A 15237-nucleotide genomic window follows, 5' to 3' on the forward strand; every position below is an offset into this window, starting at 1 on the left:
AAAAGGATGATACTCCCGCTCGCGTTCGAGCTGACCAGAAAAGTCTTCGAATTCGCCCCTGCGAGGTCACGCGGTCTCAGGCTCGCAGCAATGTCCGCAACAAAGACGCCGCGTCCTGGAGCCGCCCGGCGTCATAGATTAATTGCTCGATGTCCATGGAGACGCGCACGCCCTCGCTGACGCTACCCGTCTCGGCGCAGACGGCTGCGGCCCTGGCAATCTGCTCGGCCTCCTTGAGCTTGGCGTGAACGTTCTTAAGGCAGGCCGTAATGGCCGGCTCAATCCACTCGGCGTTCATCGCAAGCGCTCCTTCCTGCTCTTCGCATTGCAGGAACGCTCCGTTTGCGCCGCAAGTCCAGTCGGTTCTGCCGCGAGGCTATATCGCCCGTTCGAGGGGATACGCGAGAGGCTCCCGGTCCTTGGGGCACGGTGCGCGGCGGCGCCAGCAATGTGCGCCATCGGTAGGATTCGCCAACGCGTAGCATTTCGATTGGCTTTATTTTGTTCGATGCCGAATCGAGGCGCTAGCCGCTGCGCCGCATCGCCCGCGTCTGCCGTGCAAAGGCCGCGCGGTCATAGCGCTCCAGCCCCCGCAGCCGTTTTCGCAGTTTTGCGTTAGGAGCCTTTAGGAAAGCAGCCAGTAATTCGTGACGGACTGCGCGCAAACGAGCAAGCTCGAGCTTTGTACGTACGACGTCGGTTGGTTCAATGGAGGGCACCTCGCGCGCCATCCAATCCAGAAGACCCCGTGTCAGGTCCTCGCACCCCGCATCGTCATGCGGCGCCGGCCGCGATAGACCGTGACGGAGCGCATTCCGGCTTGATCGAAGCTTCCCTTGGCCTGTCTTCGGGCCCGTGCTGCGCTTGGCATTTCTCCGATTGGCTTCGATTTGTCGATCTGACGCCATGCCCAATTCTCCGCTTAGCGGTCGCGTCCACCACCTCGCTCTGATCCGCTGTCCGCATCAAGCTTTGAGGCGCAAAAGAGCAAGAATGTTGCTGCAGAAAGGACTGGCATTCCCATGCCATTGGAGCGTTACTGAGTCGGCCGGGCACAAAAACGGCCCCGGTTTCTCACCTCGCATCACGCGGGGTTTGGGCAGTGCGGCAACCATCGCCGCGTTGTTCACATCAGGAGAGACCGGTGAGTACCATTGAGGCCGGTGGCGCAACGGAGCCACATTTCCAACTCATCAAGTTCAGCCCTTCCGATCGTCGCCATTTCATCGGCGGCTCGGATGCCCGCATCATCATGGGCAACGATGAGGCGGACCTCATCCGCCTGTGGCGGGAAAAGCGCGGCGAGAGCGAGCCCGAGGACTTGTCCGGCAATCTGATCGTCCAGCTCGGCACCGCCACCGAAGAGCTCAATCGCAGCTGGTACCAGCGCAACAGCGGCCAGACCGTCAGAGACATCCAGAGGCGCGTACGTCACCCGGTCCATTCATGGATGGTGGCAACGCTCGACGGCATCGTCGAACAGACCGGCGCGGTGTTCGAGGCCAAGTTCATGCTGCCCTGGGCCTTCACCGAGGAAGGTGCCGCCGAAAAGCACATGGCGCAATTGCAGCACAACATGTGGGTGGTTGCGGCACGCTCGGCGGTCCTATCGGTCATCACCGGCGGCGGCAAATGGGTCGAGATCAACATCCATGCCGATCCGCTCTACCAGCATCTTCTGCTTACCGCCGAGAAGAAGTTCTGGCGTTGCGTCAAGACCGGCGAGCCGCCGGCCCTGTTCGACGCGGAGCCGCCGCGGCCGCGGCTGGAAGCGGTCAAAATCGTCGACATGAGCGGATCCAATCTCTGGGCCGAGCTGGCCGCAACTTATCTGCTCACCCGCCTCGCCCATGGCGATCACGAAGCGGCGAAAGCGGAGCTCAAGACGCTCGTGCCCGAGGATGCCAAGGAGGCGGCCGGCCATGGCGTGCGTGCGAAGCGGTCCAAATCCGGCGCGATCAGCTTCGATGCCGTCGAGGTGGAGAACGCCGATGCTGCAGTCCAGTGAGAGCATCGGCACCATCGCGGCCGCCCTGGCGCGCGCCCAGGCCGATCTCGTCAATCCCGAAAAGACCCTGATCGCTACCATCCGCTCGCCCTTCCCCCGGGAGGATGACCGGACCTTCCGCTACGCCTCGCTTGCCTCTGGCCTCGACATCGTCCGCAAGAGCCTGAGCCAGCAAGAGATCGCCACCATCCAGACCACCCGCCTGGAGGCGGCGAGCGGGCAGATTCATCTGACCACCCTGCTCGCTCATTCCTCCGGGGAATGGATCTCCTCCGATCTTCCGGTCTGCGCCGCCAAGGACACTGAGGCGCCGCACCGAATGGGCGCGGCCTTGACCTATGCCCGGCGCTACGCGCTGTTCGCCCTGGTCGGCATCGCCGGCGAGGACGATCTCGACGCGCCAGACGCGGTGGCCGGCCCGACAGCCTTGGCGACGCAAGCGCCCCCTGGCGCGAGAGCTAAGCCTGCCAACGGCCGCCTCAACCGCGCAGCGGTGCTGGGTCCCCCGCAGTCGGCGGCGCTCCGGGAGCGGCTATTGAGCCAGCTCGCCACCCTACCTCGTGGCGATGACCTGCTCGTCTGGGCCAAGGCCAGCCTTCCACTCAAGAACACCCTTTTGGAGCCGGACGCCAAACTCGTCGAGGCCGCCTATCTGGCCAACCTTCAGGAGGCCGGCCGGGTCAGCATGGTCGAGCCGGCGCCACCTGCCTTAGATCAAGGGCCAGGCCTGCCGCCGGAGCCGCTCGCGAAGGGCCCATCGGGTACCGAGTCCGCGTTGCGGGCCGCTTTCCTACCAGCTGCGTCCAAGACCGCGCTGGCCAACCCAAAAGAGCTTCCCCGCAAGCGCAGCAAGGGCCACCTGCTCTTTGTCCGAGAACAGCCCTGCCTAGTTTGCCGGCAAAGCCCGTGCGATGCTCACCATTTGAAGTTTGCCCAACCTAGGGCTCTCGGCCGCAAAGTCAGTGACGAGTTCACCGTCCCATTGTGCCGCGCCCATCACCACGAGCTGCATCGGCACGGCAATGAAAGGGCTTGGTGGGCGAATCTGCAGATCACGCCGCTTCAGGTGGCGCATGACTTGTGGGCGGCAAGTCCGATCCACAGCCCACTGGACGCCGCCGTCGTCAACGGGGCCGCTCCATCACGCCGGGAGTCGGAGGCTTCCCCACGATGAACGGACCATTCCAAACCGCGCGAGAGCTGACCGCGACGACGCTGCCGGTCGAGTTTGAGGCGTTGGCGCCCCCTCCCCTGCTGCTTCCTGGTGAACGCCTTGAACACTACCACGCGCTACGCCGCGCGATCTTCGGTGATTTGGCGCCGCGGTCTGCCATCGAATGGCTACTCGCGATCGATGTCGCCGAGCTCTCTTGGGAGATCCAGCGCTACCGCCTCTTGCGCCACCGGCTGCTTGCGACCTATCGGCAAAAGGCGATTGAGGCCGCATTACGCTGTATCGACATGGCCGGGATCGCGCCGGAGCTTGAAGAGGAGGCTGAGCACCATACACGACAAAACGCACTGAGTTGGCGACTTGATCCTGTTGCCACGACCGAAATCGAGGAGCGTCTGGCGTCGTACGGTTTCGATCAGCATTGCCTCAACACGGACGTCTACGTCCAGGCGCGCGAGCTCTTCGTCTTGTTCGAAGGCTTGCTCAATACCGCGCAAGCCAGACGCCTCCTGCTCATCAGGGAGATCAAAAAGCATCGCTTCCTAGCCTAGCGCGGGTCGGCGCCACGGTTCTGGCTAAACCGGTTCGTCAGGCTGCTCGCAATCTCTTCGCCGAACTCTCCTGGGAAATTCAGCGCTACCGCGTGCTTCGCCATCGCTATCCCGAACTAGATCAGCGCTCAGGAATCTATTGCTTTTTGGTCTACGTTCAGCGCTATACTTCCCGCCAAGCCCGTCGTGTTTCTGAGTGTAACCACCTCCACGACCCGACTTGGGATAGCTATCTCCTAGGGAACATATCAAGCTGGTGCCCGTTGGTTGGAACGAACCCTTAATGAATAGGCAGCAATTGTTGATCATTGCCAGCTTGAGCGAGGCTGAAATGAATTGGGTCAAGATATTTCTCGTGCTCTCTGTTCTGTTAGTTGGTTGCGCCGACATCGCAACTACCAATAAGATTCTGGAGCTCGGATTCCGCGAGGCGAACCCGTTCATGCAAGCAGTTCAGACATGGTTCGGAGTTTGGTGGATGATCCCCAAACTTGTGGCTACCCTTATCGTCATGGCCTTGCTTTGGCACAGCAAGAACGTCTTTAACATTGCTCTTGTGGCCGCATTCCTCTCCACTCCTGTAATCAATAACCTGCTCCTCATCGCAGGCGCGAACTAAACCGTGTTTACGACACAGGCGTCGAACTTTTGCGCCACGAGTCTGCTGCAGCATATCACCGCCTTCGTGTTGATTTTTCCGACGCAGCAGCGAAACGTGAATTCGGGCCGTGCCTGCATCCTATCGAGCACGCAAGGACAACGGAGAGATAATTCGCCAATTGCCGCCGGCTCTGCTTGAGCCATTCACCCCCGCAATTCTCCAGGCATGACCGAGATCTAAAGGTACGCGTGCTGCGGCAGCTGCGGTTAAGACTATTGAGGCGGATGTGATCAGCGCTCCCCGCCGTAATTTCGAAGAACAGGATTCTTAGTAGCGCCTCGCACCAATACCCAGCCGAATAGAAGTACAAAGGGAGGTCCGAACGTCATAGGTCCTAAAAACGACGATAGGTTATAGACGATTGGCAGGTAGAAGAGCATCGGCGCAAAAAACACTGCACAAAGAACAAGCTTCGACCAAGGCGGAAAGCCACCATCTTGCCATTCCCGTAACATCCAAGCCAGCGGGAGAGCCATGATCAACATATCATAGAAGAGCAAGAATGGAGTAATCAGGAGACATGCAAGCAAAATGATCGATCTTTCGGCGGCCGCATTGATTGGCTTACGCAACGTCCAAACTAACGCGCACACCGCGCAAAGAGCAAAAATACCGTGCAGGACGTACGCTGTCGTGACGCTCGTGCCAAAAGTACGTACCATAACGAAAATACTCTGAAACTTCCAAAAATTCACATGACCGTTCTCGAGCGTCGCGCGTGCAGAGTGCGAAATATCGAAAAAGTTTCGCCAGGTGTCCGACCCAAAAAGAACGTAAGACGAAATGGCGAGACCGACAGCAGCTATTCCGGCCCAAGCTAGGGTTAGCCAACGTCGCGTGACGATCAACGCGATAGGTAGCCCCAACGCTAGGTGCGGCTTGATCGCCATCAGCCCAAGAACCGCACCCGCCAAGCGAGGCTGCTGATTGAGAATGGTCAAACCAAATCCTAATATCGATGTCGTGAGAAATCCGTTCTGACCCGCCGCAAGGTTAAAATAGAACGGCGGGTAAGCGAGAATTGCAATCAAACTCCAAGGCGAACGAGTAATGCGTAAAATAGAGGCGATGAACAGCGCTCCTGTCGTCCCCATAAAGGCAAAAAACGAAACGAAATAGGGTGCGAGCGCAAGCGGCAAACACACGACCAAATAAGTTGGTGGGTAGAAAAACGCCTCATACTCGCCTTGAGAATAGGTCGCCTCTGCGATTTGGTGAAGTTCTGGCAGATAGACTTCGGCTGGATGCCCAGCGAGAGCCTGACTGGAAGCAGCCCAAAAACTTAAGAAGTCGCCGCCTGCGAAATACAAAAGCAACGTCCACCGAGTAAATATCAGTGCTAGCGCGATTGAGATGCAGCAACCGTACAACCGAGCCCGTTGCGAGGTGAGCCAAGGCATGTCGCGCAGCATCATCTCCTTTTTCCTTTCCTGAAGAAGCTACGCCATTGAGCTCGAAATATCCTGGTCCCGGCGTCACGTGTCACTGGCCCCTGAAATGCTACACGCTACGATCTAGCAGCCACGGCGCCGCCGCACTTGCGAATTGGCTTATAGTGCACAAGCGTAAATTACGGAGCGTTTGGCGTCGACTTCTTTGCCTGCCGGTTTAGGAAGCAGCCAACCAGGGTCGTTGCGGGGTATCGGTCACCTATCGCTGTCGACCCTCTTCTTGCCGACGACCCATCTCACGATTGGCCACCCCACAACGAAAGCCGACGCGACGACTCCCCCCATTTTAGCGAATGCAGGGCCCAAATCCTGATCAAAGAAAAAAGGCCTTCGGTCATAGAAGATGAACACGAGTATGACGCTGAGTGCACAGCAAAGGGCCGTCAGCAGCCGAGAGACTTGTCCCTCTAGATGTGCGACTCGCTCACCGAGTTGGTCTTTCTCCACCAGTCAACTCCCTGGTCGGGCCCCACCGCTCGTGGAGGAGCACTCATCACAAAGCCATGGCGCTCGTCATAGAAGCTGCAAACTTCAGACACGAGTATCTCGCTCGGCATTCATTTCAGCAAGAGACTCATTGGGCCGATCTTTTACGGTTCAGTTGTTTAAACTAGCGGCGGACGCCGACCGCTCGCGAGTGAAACAGAACAAGGACACAAAGTCAGCGCCGAAATCACGATCCCACTCCGTCGAGCTCAACCCCGCAGACTTGCTTCGCTATGGCAATGAGAAAGCTTGGTGGTCCAACATGCAGGTTCTGCCCTTCCTGGTGGCCAAACAACTTTGGAGGCGAGCCCCTCCATCACGGCGCGAAGCAGTACGCTGATGCGGAAATTTTCAACAACGTCCCGAGTATAAGCTCGGTGCTGGTATGAGCCAGTTGTCGCCGCCGTCCAGCTCTAGCATTACAGTTGTAGTTTTTTCTTGAGATGGGCTTTGCGCGCATTGGCCTGATGAGCCCTGCGCCAGGACGACCATGCGAGGATGCGGGCGTGCGGGATGCGCCGCTGGGCGAGCTTCATGGCGATGCGCCGGATTTCTTGGATCGACCAGCGGATCAAGAACGATGCGTCGGTCGCGGCCGCTGTCGCGTTTTTTTGAGCGATGGCCCGGTGTTGGCCCGATGACGGATGACGGCCATCATGGCGAAGGCAAGCATGACGAGTGAGACATGGCGATGCCAGCCATGCCAGGAGCGGGTTTCGTTGTGATCAAGGCCGAGCTCGTTCTTGGCGGTTTCAAAGCTGTCCTCGATGGCCCAGCGATGGCCTTCCACCGACACCAGCTTCTGCATGGAGGTGCCCTTGGGGCACCATGTGGAGAAAAAGGCCAAGCTGCCGTCGGCGATGTTGCGGCGGATCAGAAGACCCCGCGTCCATTCCCCGGCAAGGTCGTCGTTGTATTCACTGGCTTCGAGATCGGCCAACTCGAGATAGGCCCAGTCGTGCCAGCGCGGACCTTTGGTCCCTCCGCCGGACGACAGGCGGCGCCAGGCCTTTTTGGGAAGGCTCTGCGCGATCGCGGCGGCGGTGCCGGCGACAGGCTGCTGCTTGCCCCAGGAGCGGAACACATGATTGGACGCAACACCCAGGACATAGCCTTTGCCCGCCTTGCGCAGCAGGGTTTCGATCTCTCCAGTGCCATACACGCTGTCCGCCGCCACGAACGAGAACGGCACGTTGGCCGCGGTCGCGCGAGTGATCATCTGACGCGCGATCTTGGGTTTCGTCGCAAAGCTCACATCGCTCGGTACATGCGCTGCCTTCAGGCGAGCGGAGTCGTCCGTCCATTCTTTTGGCAGGTAGAGCGCCCGGTCGATGAAGGCATGGCCATGCCGTGACACATAGGAGGCGAACACTCCGATCTGGCAATTGGTGATCTTGCCCGCCGAGCCAGTGTACTGACGTGCGACCCCGCACGAGGCCTTGCCCTGTTTCAAAAAGCCAGTCTCATCGATGACCAGGACCGCGTCCTCATCGCCAAGCGTCTCCAGTGCGTACTCACGCACAATGTCGCGCAGCGCGTCGGCATCCCAATGCCCTCGGCCCAGAATCGCCTGCTGGCGCCACGGGCCTGGATCGCCAGCCGCCTCCGCCCGCATCCAACCCGTCTTGCGCGGCTCGTTACCCAACAGTCCGTCGAGAAACTGCCACGCCGAGGCCGCGACCCGCTCCTGCGTAAACAGCGGACGGATGCGTTGCTTGGCATCTCGCAACGAGGAAGCCCACAGCGTCAGCGTATCTTCAACCGACGCACCACCAATCATCAGATCCCGAATCATGGTCACCCATGGATTCAGAACCCTCAATCAATTGCAACTGTAATGCTAGGCGGTGTGGACAGTTATCGCAGCCATAGGACGATGGCTGCGAGAGTGATGACGGCAAGGTAATTTCGGGCGGTCTTTTCGAAGCGGGTTGCGACGCGGCGGAATTGCTTGAGCTTTGAGAAGCAGCATTCGACGAGATGGCGCTGGGCATAGAGATGCTTGTCGAGCGGATACTTGAGCGCGCGTGACGGGTTGTTGGGGATGACGGCGAGCGCGCCCTTGGCTGCAATGTCCTGGCGCAGGTGATCGGCGTCATAAGCCGTATCGGCCATGAAAACCTCGGCAGGCAATCCCTCGATCAATGTGGCGGCTTGCGGTGCATCGCCCTTCTGGCCTGCGGTGATCGTGAACCGTACCGGACATCCCAAGCCGCGAACGGCCATATGTATCTTGGTGCTCAGGCCGCCGCGCGAACGGCCAAGCGCCTGATCTTCAGACCCCCTTTTTTGGCCCCGGCAGCATGCTGATGGGCTCGAACAATGGTGGAATCGACAATCAGATATTCGAAGTCCGGATCGTCGGACATTGCCTCGAAGATCCGCCACCAGACGCCTTTGGCACTCCATCGGCTGAAGCGCCGGAACGCGCTGTTCCAATCCCCGAACGCTTCCGGAAGATCGTAAGCGCGATTTTCCGCGCACGTTGTCGGCCGCGATTTGACGGATGGCCTTCGTATCGGGGCGATGCTGAGCCGTTCAGGCAGTGGCCGCTTTGGGGAAGTTGAAGGGCAACAGGTCAGCGATATCGGCGTTGTCCACGCGCTGAGGCAACTCGGTGAGCACATGGCGCAGCCATGTTAACGGCTCGACACGTGAGGCGCGGCAGGTCAGCATTAGGCTGTAGACGACGGCGCTGGCCCTGGCTCCGTCGACGGTGTCGCTGAACAGCCAGCTTTTTCGGCCGGTGGCAAAAACCCTGATGTCGCGCTCCAGAAGATTGTTGTCGATCGGCATCCTGCCATCTTCGGTGTAACGCGTCAGATAGTCCCATTGGTTCCGGGTGTAAGATACGGCGTCGCCAAGCTTGCTGTCCGGCAGGACCTTCGGGGCGATTTGATCGAGCCACTCCTTGAGGGCGTTCAGGACAGGAATGCTGTGTTGCTGGCGGAAGCGACGGATGCATTGATCCGGCGTTTCGTCTCTGTCCGGTTTCTCGTCCCGCGCCTGCCTTTCAACCCGGTAGAGCTGCTCGAAGAACCGCAGCGCCTGCTCGGGCGGCCCGCCGCCCTTCTTTCTCGCTTTGAGGGCGTCGACAAAACGCCGCCGGGAGTGGGCCATGCATCCAATGTGGGTGGCCCCTTCCAGCGTGCGCCATGCGCTATAGCCGTCACTCATCACGATGCCACGGTAATCGCCGAGGAAGACCTGCGGGTGGATTTGGCCGCGGCCCGGCTGATAATCCAGAAGAACGATCGGCTCGTGACTATCCTTGCCGCTGCGATACGCCCACATGTACGATGTGCTGGTGGCCGCTTTGTCCTTCTCCTTGAGGACCTGAACCGTCGTCTCGTCGCCATGGATGAGAGGCTGCGATCTGAGCCGCAGCTTCAGGGCGTCATAAATGCGATGCAGATGCTTCTCGCTCGAGCCGATCACCCAGTGGCCCAAAGCGCCGCGGCTGACAGGAACGCCTGCGCGTTCGAAGGCCTGCGCCAAGCGGTAGAGCGGCGTGCCGTCGACATATTTGTGAACCAGCGCGAACGCCAGCGTCGAGGCCGTGGCAACGCTGCCCGGCAACGGCTGCGTCGGCATCGGCGCGGTCACGACAGGGGCGTTGATCCCGGTGCGATCGCAATGGCGGCAGGCATATTTGAAGCGCACATTCTGTAAAACCTTCGCCTTCACCTCGATATGAAGTTGCTCGGTGACAGCCTCGCCCATGCGATGCATCTGGCCACGGCAGCAAGGACACGCCTTCTGATCGTCGGGCAGGTCATACTCGACGCGCTCGCGCGGCAGGTTTGCCGGCAGCGGCCTGCGGCCGCGCTTCTTTCCCGTCGTGCTTTCGACCGATGGCAGACCCGTGTCCGGAAGTTCGGCGGTATCGTTCGTTTCGCTGCCGGCGTCATCCTCATCGGCGGCCTGCTCGGCTTCATTGAAGAGACGGTCGACGTGCTTTTCGCTGCGCGGCGCAAAACGATGCAGGCGTGCCAGCGCCAGTTCTTCCTCCAGCTTGACGACGCGCTCCGTGAGCTGACGATTCTCCGCCTCCAGCGCGGCAATGCGCGCCAACAGCACCTCGACACTCGGATTGCCGGTTCGATTCATCGGATTCTTGAATCTGAACCGTTCCGACGCGTCAACCGCTCAACTCAAGAGCTCAGCCGGCAACCTGATATTGCCGCACCGGATGACGGACCATCGCATCGATATCGATGCCGTCGAGGATCCAGTGCAACTGCTCGGTCGTAAGCCGGACGACCGCCTCCTGGCGGCGCGGCCATCGGAACTTGTCCTCGGTCAGCCGCTTCAGGACCAGCACAAAGCCGGACCGGTCGAAGAACAGCAACTTCATCCGGTCGCAACGGCGATTGCAGAACGCAAAAACCGCCGGCACAAACGGATCGAGCGCCATCGTCTCCTGAACCAGAACCGCAAGGCTGTTGATGCCAGCTCGGAAGTCGATCGGCTCACGGTGCAGATAGACCTGCAGGTCACCGCCCAGTCTGAACATGGCCCAGGGCTCCAATGATCGCCGTCAATGCATCCACATCCCCGCATTCCAGCGCGAGCTTCACGCCATTCGGCAGCGACGCGCTCACCTTGGCCGGAGAACAAAAAGCTGGAGACCCCTTGGATTCCGACCCACCCACTTCATCGCAGGTCGCCGGCAAATCCACCGCCTCCACACTGCCTTGCCGCGACAAACCCCGCTCGGCGGCCCCCTCAGGGTGAACCGGGATGAACGCCGAGGGTGACGACGACGGCGCCGACCTGGCCGCGGCGTCCTTCTTGATCCACTTCCGAAGCAGGTTCGCGTTGACCCCATGTTCGAGTGCAAGTCTCGAGACCGAAACGCCAGGCTCAAGGCAGGCCGCCACAAGACGCTCCTTCGATGTCGTCTCAAAGCGCCGGCGACCGTTCCGACCAACAAGCCTGACACGCAGTTTCTGACCATCGTCGCTCATCATGAGGTGTCCACCTATTTAAGTGGACACCTCATGCATCAGAGCACTCAAAACCAAAAGGTGCGGGGAAATTCGCGCTTACGGAAGATCACGCCAGGGAGAGCCCGTGCGAACGATCCACAGCACACCTTCCACGAACATCCGATTGTCGCGCCCGGTCGAGCCCTTCTGGTCAGGCCGGCCTATGATCAGCGGCGCCATCCGCTCCCAAGCCGCATCGCTCAACACCAGACGATCCATCACACCCAAGACTGCCTCCCAAAAGCAGCCTTGAATCTGATTTGCTCCTAAAAGGGAATCCTTAGAGTCCACACCGCCTAGGGCAAAGGGCGGACATACCGAGCCTGCCTGCAGCCTCCGCAATTTCCTTTCCAACATCCCGAAAATAGAGCAGGTGCGTGATTGCAAATGACAGAAGGCAAGCTCCCAAGATCGTCGCCATCACGTAGAGACCCGCGCCGGGCGGAATTGCGATCGATCCGAGCGTTGCCTGTGCCGCGGTCGGCACGCCCGCCTGCCACGCATAGACAAGAAAGCCCGCATAGCCCGCGCTCAGGTGAGTTGCGACGGTAAACGCGAGTCTCGCCCTGGCTGCGAGCCCAAGGCACGCCAGCACAAAGAGCGGCAGCGCGACCCCGAACAGCTGAAAGGCGTCGATCGAAACGTACCCGCTCAACAATGCGTGGCTGCGCTGAAAGATGCTGAAGATCCTGAGATTGATGAACCAGAGCAGTTCGGAACTCGGCGAATATTGCAAGGCTTGCGCAGCGATTTCAGCGCAGAGCGTGGCTGCGAAGAGCACGCATGGACCAAGAAATTGCAGCTTGAAAAGCCGATTCATGAAACAAGCCATACAAAAAGACGTCTGGCTCGTCTTAGTTCCAATGCATTTAACTTGCCTTAACGCGCCCCCGCAATGGATCGGATGAAACAAAAAATATGAACTATACCAATTTATTACGAGGGGATTATCATGCTTACGGCTGGTTGTTCGGCGGCCGTTCGATGAACTTCCGGCTGCCATTGAGAAGCTCGAGATTGTTGGCAATGACTGGATTGCCCGGATCGATCGAATACGCCTTCTCGAACTTCCGCCGCGCGCCGCTTAGGTTGCCGCGCAGCATGAGGGAATAGCCCTGATCGTTAAGGATCTGGACGGTCTCGCCGCCGAGCCGGATCGCCTGCGCGTAGGCCTGATCGGCAAGATCGAAGCGACGCAACTTGTCATAGCTTGCCGCGAGCCCGACCCAGGCCGTCACGTCCTTCGGCGCCTTCTCGACCGCATCCCTGAAATAGCGCTGCGAGATTCCGTAATTGCCGCGGTTGTATTGCTCGAGCCCCATCCGCACCGGTTCGTCGGAGGGATAGTATTTGACGTCGGTCGGCTCCTGCACGGGATCGCCGCCCGGAGGATCCACGGGCGCGACGATCGCAGCTTCCCGCGTCGTGTAGTCACAAGCCCCAAGGCCGGTCGCCAAGCCGCAGCAAATCAACGCTGGTGCGAGGCGATGCAATCCTCGCCCCGTTCCCCAAGTCCAGCGCATCCCCCGCACCATTCGAAGATCCATCGCAAAACTACCCTACGAAAACAGACGGCACGACCGAAACACCGAGGTCCGCCAAAACCTAACGTCGCATTCCCCTTCCGAATCCCTGCCCGGCACCTGGCCGACCCTGCCAGGATATTACCTGCCGCCGCCTCCGACCCCGACTGCCACCGAACCTCCGGTCCCCGCTCCCAATCCGGTTGTGTTGACATTCTGAATCGTGGTGACGGGCGGCGCCTGCCCCATCGCCCTGGTCGGCTCGCCCATGTCGGGGAGCTGATCCAGCGGGCGTTGCTGATTGCCATAGCGTGTCACTGCACCACTCGTTCGCCGCGCGTCGTACGCGATCCTGCGATCGCCGACATAGGACGGCCATGGGTGAATGGTGTGGGTGACGGCGTTGACCTCCTTGGCGTTGCCGGCACTCATCGTGATGGTGTCGGAACGCTGGACGTAGCGGTCCATCTCGTCATGGCCGTAGACGCCGTAGCAGCCGCCGAGCAGGACGGGTGCGAGCAGAGCCAGATACCTGATGGTCATCTCTCGCCTCCTCTAGTTCAGGGTCTTCACGACCGGCTGGTTTGCACCCACGGCCGCCGGAGGCGGAGCTGGCACAATCGCATTCGGCGCAATGATGTGGCCGTAAGGCCCTTTCACGTCGCCGCCGGAATTGACGTAGTCGTCGTAACGCTTGCGCACTTCCATCTGGCCATTGAGGAAGAAATCGACGTCGTTGGCCGGAAGACGAGAGTCGAGCGGCGATGCCAGTTGTTGGCCGGGCGCCGCCGGCGCGACCAGGCGCGGCGTCACGATAATAACCAGATCGGTTTCCTGCTGCTGATAGGACTTGCTGCTGAATAACGATCCAAGCACGGGCACCGAACCGATCCAGGGCAATTGCGAAACGTCCTGCTGGTTGCGGGTCTGCAGTAGGCCTGCAATAGCAAAGCTCTGGCCGTCGCGTAGCTCGACGGTGGTGCGCGCGTCACGGCGGGTCAGTGACGGAACACTGGTGCCCTGGATCGTGATCGAGTTGGCGAAGTCGAGTTCGCTGACCGAGGGCTCAACGCGGAGATTGATCAAGCCGCGCGAAAGCACTGTCGGCACGAAAGCTAGTTCGACGCCGAACTTCTTGTACTCGATCGACACGGTCGGGAATCCGGATGTCGACTGGCTTGGTACCGGCACCGGAAATTCGCCGCCGGCTAGGAAGCGCGCGGCGTCACCGGAGAGCGTGGTCAGATTCGGCTCTGCCAGCCTGCGGGCTAAGCCCTTCGTTTCAAGTGCGGTAATTAGCAGGTCTACGGAGCCGCCGTTACCTGTTCTCAAGATACTGGTCAGCAGGCTTCCGAACGGGGCCGGCGATACGCCACCGGCGGAGCCGACGAGCGTTCCTAGCGTTCCGAGCAGTGGGAGGCTGCCGGTTGGGGGAGCGCCGACATCGCCATTGACACCGCCAATCGGTGCCCGCCCTACCGCCCCTGGCACTGCGCCACCAACGCCCGACCTTCCGACATTGGTACCATTTGCGTTCGCCGCATAAAGATTTACGCCGAGATCGCGTCCCGCTGCCCGATTCACCTCGAGGAAGCGCACCTCGAGCATCACCTGCTGCGGCGCTGCGACGCTCATCGCATTAACGACGATCCCGCCCTCGGGAACGCTGCCCTTGGCAATCGTCAGCGCCCGCTCTGCGGCGACCGCATCGGCGGCCATTCCGCTCAGCACAACCTGACCTTCGGACGCAGACACGCGAATGCCTCGGGTGCCGGTGCCGTTCTGAATATTTTGCTGCAGATTGCCGATATCGACAGTCACCTCGACGTCGAGAATGCCGATCTGCTTCATCGAGCTGTCGAACAGGATGACGTTGGTGGTGCCGGTCTTCTTGCCCTGGACGTAGATCAAGTGGTCGCTCAGCGACTTGACGTCGGCGACCTCAGGCGATCCTGCGACAATGGTCGAAAAAGCCGTATCCACTCGGAAAGTACGTGACTTGTTGACGGTCACCTTGACGCGCTGGACGTCGCTCATCTCGCTGACGAAGACCCCGCCGGACGACTGAGCCCGCCGGTCCGCGGCCGCCGCGGGATCGGTGGAATGAAACAGAATGGACGCAGCGCCAAGCGCCACCGCGCTCAAGGCGACCAGCCTACGCCCCGCATCAGTCGAAACGCGCCTTCCCATCATGCCAATCCCCCTCGCCGCGTTTCCACGACGATCTCCGTAAATCTACGGCCTCGGCGTCCCGATCACTCCCATTCGTGCACCACGCCGTAGAGCTTACAGTCTGTCCGACTACAAATAGTTACTCGCGAATTCCGATTCCCCGACGCGCTGAGCTGAGCCAGAAACGGACGCAGCCCCGCCCGCCAGGCCGCAAAATGGC

At 60.2% G+C, this 15237-nt stretch carries 15 protein-coding genes and 2 pseudogenes; 4 read left to right on the top strand and 13 right to left on the bottom strand.

The window, feature by feature from the left end:
- Positions 1-76: 76 nt before the first annotated feature.
- Positions 77-298 (bottom strand): DUF3480 domain-containing protein, encoded by a 222-nt coding sequence (locus J2R76_RS12330; protein ID WP_253624033.1) that lies wholly within the window; start codon positions 296-298, stop codon positions 77-79.
- Positions 299-1153: 855 nt separating this feature from the next.
- Here J2R76_RS12330 and J2R76_RS12335 point away from each other — a divergent pair.
- The 4 genes from J2R76_RS12335 to J2R76_RS12350 all read left to right on the top strand — a co-directional run bounded on the left by J2R76_RS12335 (position 1154) and on the right by J2R76_RS12350 (position 4352).
- Entirely contained in the window at positions 1154-2008 is an 855-nt protein-coding gene (locus tag J2R76_RS12335) for a YqaJ viral recombinase family protein (protein WP_253626004.1), read from the top strand.
- On the top strand, positions 1992-3182 hold the full coding sequence (locus tag J2R76_RS12340; protein ID WP_253624034.1) for an ERF family protein: 1191 nt from the start codon (positions 1992-1994) through the stop codon (positions 3180-3182). Before J2R76_RS12335 ends, J2R76_RS12340 begins: the two co-directional genes overlap by 17 nt.
- Positions 3179-3733: a hypothetical protein gene (locus tag J2R76_RS12345; protein WP_253624035.1), complete on the top strand. Its 555-nt coding sequence runs from the start codon at positions 3179-3181 to the stop codon at positions 3731-3733. The genes J2R76_RS12340 and J2R76_RS12345 overlap by 4 nt, the downstream gene beginning before the upstream one ends.
- A gap of 283 nt (positions 3734-4016) precedes the next feature.
- The gene (locus J2R76_RS12350) at positions 4017-4352 is read left to right on the top strand and encodes a DUF5658 family protein (RefSeq protein WP_253624036.1); all 336 of its coding nucleotides are present in this window, start codon (positions 4017-4019) and stop codon (positions 4350-4352) included.
- Positions 4353-4624: 272 nt separating this feature from the next.
- Here the strand turns inward: J2R76_RS12350 and J2R76_RS12355 are convergent, their stop codons facing one another.
- The 12 genes and pseudogenes from J2R76_RS12355 to J2R76_RS12410 form a co-directional block, all read right to left on the bottom strand.
- Entirely contained in the window at positions 4625-5809 is a 1185-nt protein-coding gene (locus tag J2R76_RS12355) for a glycosyltransferase family 87 protein (protein WP_253624037.1), read from the bottom strand.
- 941 nt (positions 5810-6750) lie between these two features.
- Positions 6751-6906 (bottom strand): hypothetical protein, encoded by a 156-nt coding sequence (locus tag J2R76_RS12360; protein WP_253624038.1) that lies wholly within the window; start codon positions 6904-6906, stop codon positions 6751-6753.
- Positions 6903-8126, bottom strand: coding sequence for an IS701 family transposase (locus tag J2R76_RS12365; RefSeq protein ID WP_253624039.1), 1224 nt, complete (start codon positions 8124-8126; stop codon positions 6903-6905). The genes J2R76_RS12360 and J2R76_RS12365 overlap by 4 nt, the downstream gene beginning before the upstream one ends.
- 62 nt (positions 8127-8188) lie before the next feature.
- Positions 8189-8850 (bottom strand): annotated as a pseudogene (locus tag J2R76_RS12370) (IS5 family transposase).
- A gap of 19 nt (positions 8851-8869) precedes the next feature.
- Positions 8870-10441, bottom strand: a complete 1572-nt coding sequence (locus tag J2R76_RS12375) for an IS66 family transposase (RefSeq protein ID WP_141343446.1) — start codon at positions 10439-10441, stop codon at positions 8870-8872.
- Between the two features lie 52 nt (positions 10442-10493).
- Positions 10494-10847 (bottom strand): IS66 family insertion sequence element accessory protein TnpB, encoded by a 354-nt coding sequence (gene tnpB / locus J2R76_RS12380; RefSeq protein ID WP_076834308.1) that lies wholly within the window; start codon positions 10845-10847, stop codon positions 10494-10496.
- Positions 10828-11301: a transposase gene (locus J2R76_RS12385; RefSeq protein WP_253625971.1), complete on the bottom strand. Its 474-nt coding sequence runs from the start codon at positions 11299-11301 to the stop codon at positions 10828-10830. The genes tnpB and J2R76_RS12385 overlap by 20 nt, the downstream gene beginning before the upstream one ends.
- Before the next feature lie 81 nt (positions 11302-11382).
- Positions 11383-11541: pseudogene (locus J2R76_RS12390) on the bottom strand (transposase); the annotation flags it as partial.
- Between the two features lie 61 nt (positions 11542-11602).
- Positions 11603-12142, bottom strand: coding sequence for a hypothetical protein (locus tag J2R76_RS12395; protein WP_253624040.1), 540 nt, complete (start codon positions 12140-12142; stop codon positions 11603-11605).
- A 136-nt stretch (positions 12143-12278) separates the two neighbouring features.
- Positions 12279-12719, bottom strand: coding sequence for a tetratricopeptide repeat protein (locus J2R76_RS12400; protein ID WP_253624041.1), 441 nt, complete (start codon positions 12717-12719; stop codon positions 12279-12281).
- A 267-nt stretch (positions 12720-12986) separates the two neighbouring features.
- A complete protein-coding gene (locus J2R76_RS12405) occupies positions 12987-13388 on the bottom strand; it encodes a hypothetical protein (protein ID WP_253624042.1) in 402 nt (133 codons plus the stop codon).
- 12 nt (positions 13389-13400) lie between these two features.
- The gene (locus tag J2R76_RS12410) at positions 13401-15038 is read right to left on the bottom strand and encodes a type II and III secretion system protein family protein (RefSeq protein ID WP_253624043.1); all 1638 of its coding nucleotides are present in this window, start codon (positions 15036-15038) and stop codon (positions 13401-13403) included.
- Between the last annotated feature and the right edge of the window lie 199 nt (positions 15039-15237).

The sequence above is a fragment of the Bradyrhizobium sp. USDA 4532 genome (genome assembly GCF_024171315.1).
Taxonomy (GTDB): domain Bacteria; phylum Pseudomonadota; class Alphaproteobacteria; order Rhizobiales; family Xanthobacteraceae; genus Bradyrhizobium; species Bradyrhizobium australafricanum.

What these genes read in the sequence shown, in the direction of transcription:
- J2R76_RS12375 (WP_141343446.1), bottom strand. Translation starts at nt 10,441, where the DNA reads ATGAATCGAACCGGCAATCCGAGTGTCGAGGTGCTGTTGGCGCGCATT.
- J2R76_RS12340 (WP_253624034.1), top strand. Translation starts at nt 1,992, where the DNA reads ATGCTGCAGTCCAGTGAGAGCATCGGCACCATCGCGGCCGCCCTGGCG.
- J2R76_RS12365 (WP_253624039.1), bottom strand. Translation starts at nt 8,126, where the DNA reads ATGATTCGGGATCTGATGATTGGTGGTGCGTCGGTTGAAGATACGCTG.
- tnpB (WP_076834308.1), bottom strand. Translation starts at nt 10,847, where the DNA reads ATGTTCAGACTGGGCGGTGACCTGCAGGTCTATCTGCACCGTGAGCCG.
- J2R76_RS12410 (WP_253624043.1), bottom strand. Translation starts at nt 15,038, where the DNA reads ATGATGGGAAGGCGCGTTTCGACTGATGCGGGGCGTAGGCTGGTCGCC.
- J2R76_RS12395 (WP_253624040.1), bottom strand. Translation starts at nt 12,142, where the DNA reads ATGAATCGGCTTTTCAAGCTGCAATTTCTTGGTCCATGCGTGCTCTTC.
- J2R76_RS12330 (WP_253624033.1), bottom strand. Translation starts at nt 298, where the DNA reads ATGAACGCCGAGTGGATTGAGCCGGCCATTACGGCCTGCCTTAAGAAC.
- J2R76_RS12345 (WP_253624035.1), top strand. Translation starts at nt 3,179, where the DNA reads ATGAACGGACCATTCCAAACCGCGCGAGAGCTGACCGCGACGACGCTG.
- J2R76_RS12355 (WP_253624037.1), bottom strand. Translation starts at nt 5,809, where the DNA reads ATGATGCTGCGCGACATGCCTTGGCTCACCTCGCAACGGGCTCGGTTG.
- J2R76_RS12350 (WP_253624036.1), top strand. Translation starts at nt 4,017, where the DNA reads ATGAATAGGCAGCAATTGTTGATCATTGCCAGCTTGAGCGAGGCTGAA.
- J2R76_RS12405 (WP_253624042.1), bottom strand. Translation starts at nt 13,388, where the DNA reads ATGACCATCAGGTATCTGGCTCTGCTCGCACCCGTCCTGCTCGGCGGC.
- J2R76_RS12385 (WP_253625971.1), bottom strand. Translation starts at nt 11,301, where the DNA reads ATGAGCGACGATGGTCAGAAACTGCGTGTCAGGCTTGTTGGTCGGAAC.